Annotated in this window: 4 protein-coding genes; all 4 read right to left on the bottom strand. The window is 74.2% G+C overall.

The window, feature by feature from the left end:
* Positions 1-1,328, bottom strand: a 1,328-nt coding sequence (locus ABDW35_RS33570; protein ID WP_343718195.1) for a serine/threonine-protein kinase, incomplete at its 3' end; no start/stop codon positions are given.
* Positions 1,325-2,092 carry a protein phosphatase 2C domain-containing protein gene (locus ABDW35_RS33575; RefSeq protein WP_343718196.1) on the bottom strand — a complete coding sequence of 256 codons (768 nt, stop codon included), beginning with the start codon at positions 2,090-2,092 and terminating at the stop codon, positions 1,325-1,327. The genes ABDW35_RS33570 and ABDW35_RS33575, both read right to left, overlap by 4 nt.
* Complete coding sequence (gene tagF / locus ABDW35_RS33580) at positions 2,089-2,787, bottom strand: type VI secretion system-associated protein TagF (protein WP_343718197.1); 699 nt, start codon at positions 2,785-2,787, stop codon at positions 2,089-2,091. Before tagF ends, ABDW35_RS33575 begins: the two co-directional genes overlap by 4 nt.
* A partial coding sequence (locus ABDW35_RS33585; protein WP_343718198.1) for a type VI secretion IcmF C-terminal domain-containing protein occupies positions 2,769-3,830 on the bottom strand: 1,062 nt, incomplete at its 5' end. The genes tagF and ABDW35_RS33585, both read right to left, overlap by 19 nt.

Below are 3,830 nucleotides of genomic sequence, written 5' to 3' on the forward strand. Positions count from 1 at the left end.
GGCACCGGCGTGGAGGTCCCGGTCGTCGGCGGGGGCGGCGAGGTGGTGCCGACGACGGGAGGCGGCGGCGGAACGGTGGTCGGTCCCTTGACGGGCGGCGGCGGAGGCACCGGCGTGGAGGTTCCGGCCGTCGTCGGCGGGGGCGGCGAGGTGGTGCCGCCGGTGGCAGGCGGAGGCGGCGAGGTGGTGCCGCCAGCGGGAGGCGGTGGTGGGACCTTGGTTCCGCCCGTGGTCGGGCCGCCGCCGCCGGTGGGCGGGGCCGGATGGTCGAAGCCGGGCAGGATCTCCGGATGCCGGGCCACCCACCAGGCGCCGCCGCCGATGGCGACGACGACCGGGGCCGCGGCGACCCACAGCCAGGAGCGGGAGGAGCCGCGCGGCCGGGGCGGCGGGGGAGCAACGGCCGTGGCCGGCGGCGCGATCAGGCTGCGCATCGCATGCGGCCGGTCGAGCGGGTCGGGGGCCAGCATCAGCCGGATCTGCCCGGCCAGGCTGGCGGGCACGCCCTCCAGCGCCGGCACCGTCTTGCGGGCCTCGATCGTGGCCATCATCGTCCGGCCCATCTCCAGCGGGCGGCCGCGCGCCGCGGCCGCCAGGACCAGGCCCAGGCTGTAGATGTCCGACCGGCCGTCGACCTGCCCGCCGAACAGGCCGACCTGCTCCGGCGACGCCCAGGTCATCTTGCCGGCGAAGCCCTCGCCGACGACGGTCTGGGTGTTGGTGTCGGCCAGCTTGGCGATGCCGAAATCGATCACCTTGGCGCGGTCCAGCGCGCCGTGCTCGAGGATGATGTTGTCCGGCGAGACGTCGCGGTGGAAGATGCCGCGGTCATGCGCCTCGGCCAGGCCGGCGGCCAGCCGGTCGCGCAGCCGCCCGACCTCCTCCGCCGCCAGGGGGCCCTGGCGGATCCGGTCGCGCAGCGACGGGCCGTCGACATACTCCATCACCAGGTGCAGCCGGCCGGTCTCGTCCCGAAACAGGCCGTCATAGCCGACGATCGCGTCGTGCCGGATCTTCCGCAGCGCCTCGGCCTCGCGCAGGAACAGCGTGGCGATCGATTCGTCGCCCACCAGCTCCGGCAGGATGATCTTGATGGCGTGCTGGGTCTTCTGGTCGGCGTGCTCGGCCTGGTAGATCTCGCCCATGCCGCCGCGGTTGATCAGCCGCACGACGCGGTAGGTGTGCAGGATCAGCGTGCCCGGGGTCAGGCCGGCGGCCGGTTGTCCCCGCGACGGTCCGGTCCGGGGAGAGGCGAGCGCGTCGGTCCGGTCGGTCCGCAGGCGGGTGGCGTCCGGCGCCGGATCGTCCGGCGGCAGGGCGCCGCTCACGGCTGCACCCCGCTGATCCGGCCGGGCGGCACCGTCACGTCGTCATCGTCGGCGCAGGCCAGCGCCACCACCGTGACGTTGTCGGGCGCGCCGCGGCCCAGCGCCAGGTTGATCAGGCTGGCGGCGGCCTGGTCGGGCGGCAGGCCGTCCAGCAGGTTGGCGATCTCCGCGTCGGTCACCACCTTGGTCAGCCCGTCGCTGCACAGCAGGAAGACGTCGCCGTCGCGCACGGCGCTGCGCTCCATGTCCAGCTCCAGCTCCCGGGCCGCGCCGATCGCCCGGGTGATCACATTCGCCTGGGGATGGTTCAGCGCCGCCTCCGGCGACAGCGCGCCGCTGTCGACCAGCTCCTGGACATAGGAGTGGTCGCGGGTGATCTGCCACAGCTGGCGGTTGCGCAGCAAGTACAGCCGGCTGTCCCCCGCCCACAGGCAGACGAAGCGGTCGGCATAGATCATCAGCACGACCGCGGTGGCGCCGATCGTCGCCCCTTGCTGCTCCGCCCTGTCGTGAATGGCCTGGTGGGCCGCGGCCAGCCGCGACCGCACCTCCTGAATGAAGCCGCTGCCGGAGTCGGGCGGCCGCACCCGGGCCAGCGTGTCCACCACCATGCGGCTGGCCTCGTCGCCATGGCTGTGGCCGCCCATGCCGTCGGCCACGGCCCACAGCCCGATCTCCGGCCGCGACAGGAACGCGTCCTCGTTCAACCGGCGGACCGCGCCGGCATTGGTCAGGCCGATCGAGAGGAAGCGCAGCCGGTTCACGGCGCGGCATCCTCCGCGGCAGAGGGCGGGCCCATGAAGGCCTGCGGCCAGATCGAGGCCGGCGGCAGGCCGTCCCCGGCCAGGTACCAGCCGCCCTGGGCGGGATCGGTCCAGAACCGCGACCGGCCGGCTGTGGCGCCGTGGCCCGCCAGCCGCAGGGCGGCGGTGCCGAGCGACGGCCCGTCGGTCAGCGCATGCGCCTGCCAGCCCTGGTCGATCGGGACGACCGCGCCGGCATCGGCCGGGGCAGGGGGCGGCAGGCGCGCCACCGACTCCTCCCACGCCTCGGGGCTGACGGCCTCGTCCAGCGCCGCCAGCGCCACCGCCTCCAGCCCGTCGAACCAGGCGGCGGCCGCCAGCGGCGCCTCGGCCGCGGGATCGGTGTCGAGCGGCATCGCCAGCGTCAGCGGGAAATAGCGCCCGACCCGGTCGACGCTGGGCATCAGCACCCCGGCCATGGCCGGGCCGGCGCAGCCCGCCGGCAGCAGGAAGCGCCAGATCGGGGCGGTCAGGAACCGGTCCACCCAGGCCTCGCCCAGCCCCTCCCTTGTCGCCGCCATGCCGGCCTGCAGCCACCCGTCCCACGGCGTCACGAAGCTGACCGGCAGGTCGCGGGTGACGAAATCCCCGAGCCACGGCAGCTTGCCGAAGAAGCCGGGACGGCCCGGGCCCTCGGTCAGAACGCCTGCGGGCATGAGAAATCCCTCAGCTGCGGCAGCCCGAAGGGGTTGAAGCTGCTCTCGGTCTTCATCTGGTAGGTGGCGCTGCTGCCGCCGGCCGACACCGTGAAGCGGATGATGTCGCTGGACCCGGCGCTGCGGCCGCCCGACTGGTCCACCAGCCGGAACAGCGCCCAGGACCCATCCAGCGTGACGCCGCCGGTGGGCACGCCGTTGATGCCGGTGAACGACACCCGCACCTGGCCGGCCCCCTGGCCGGGCCAGCGGATGGCCATAGGCTGCCCGCCGCCATGGTCGGAGGTGCTGGCCTGGCCGTTGATCTCCAGCAGCACGCTGGCCGCATCCGTGGACAGGCTCTGCTGCGTGATGGTCACACCGACGTTGGGCTGCGCGCCGCCCTGCGGGAAGAAGGCGTCGCGGATGCGGGCCGCCTTCTCGAACGGCGCCAGCGCGCCGTTGCTGATGCCGAGATCGACGTTGTTCAGCGTCCTCCAGCGCCAGGGCGTGCCCGACGTGTCGATGTACTGGGACAGGTCCTGGTTGAAGAAGGTGTCGAACACCCCGCCCTGGCCGAACAGGCGGCCGAAATCGTCCATCTTCGCGTCCTGCTTGCTGCCCCGCGCGAAGGGGTATCGGCCGGGCACGGCCGCCTGGCACAGCGGCCGCCCCGCCACGTTCCACTTGGCATTCAGCGCGTCCCGGACGCCCCCGATGGAGGTCTTGGAGGTGGCCTGCGAGACCTGGTCGGCCCAGCCGCGCATCGCCTCGGGCGCCCGGGCCGCCGATCCCGTCAGCCGCTGCGCCAGGTCGGCCAGCTCGGCATTCGCGGCGGCGCCGCCGGCCCCGGGGATGCCCGAGCTGCGCCGCATCTGCACCGGGATCTCGGCCATGGTCTTGATCATGTCGTCCAGCGGCGACGTGCCGCCATTCGGGCCGTTCACGAAGTCGCGCAGGTCGCGGAAGCGGTCGGAGACATAGGCGCCCGGGGGCGGGGCGTCGGCGGCGGTCGCGCCGCCGCCCAGCCGGGTCTTGGCGTAGTCCTCGGCCAGCAGCGTCGC

The organism is Inquilinus sp., assembly GCF_039594555.1.
Lineage (GTDB): Bacteria > Pseudomonadota > Alphaproteobacteria > DSM-16000 > Inquilinaceae > Inquilinus.

What these genes read in the sequence shown, in the direction of transcription:
- tagF (WP_343718197.1), bottom strand. Translation starts at nt 2,787, where the DNA reads ATGCCCGCAGGCGTTCTGACCGAGGGCCCGGGCCGTCCCGGCTTCTTC.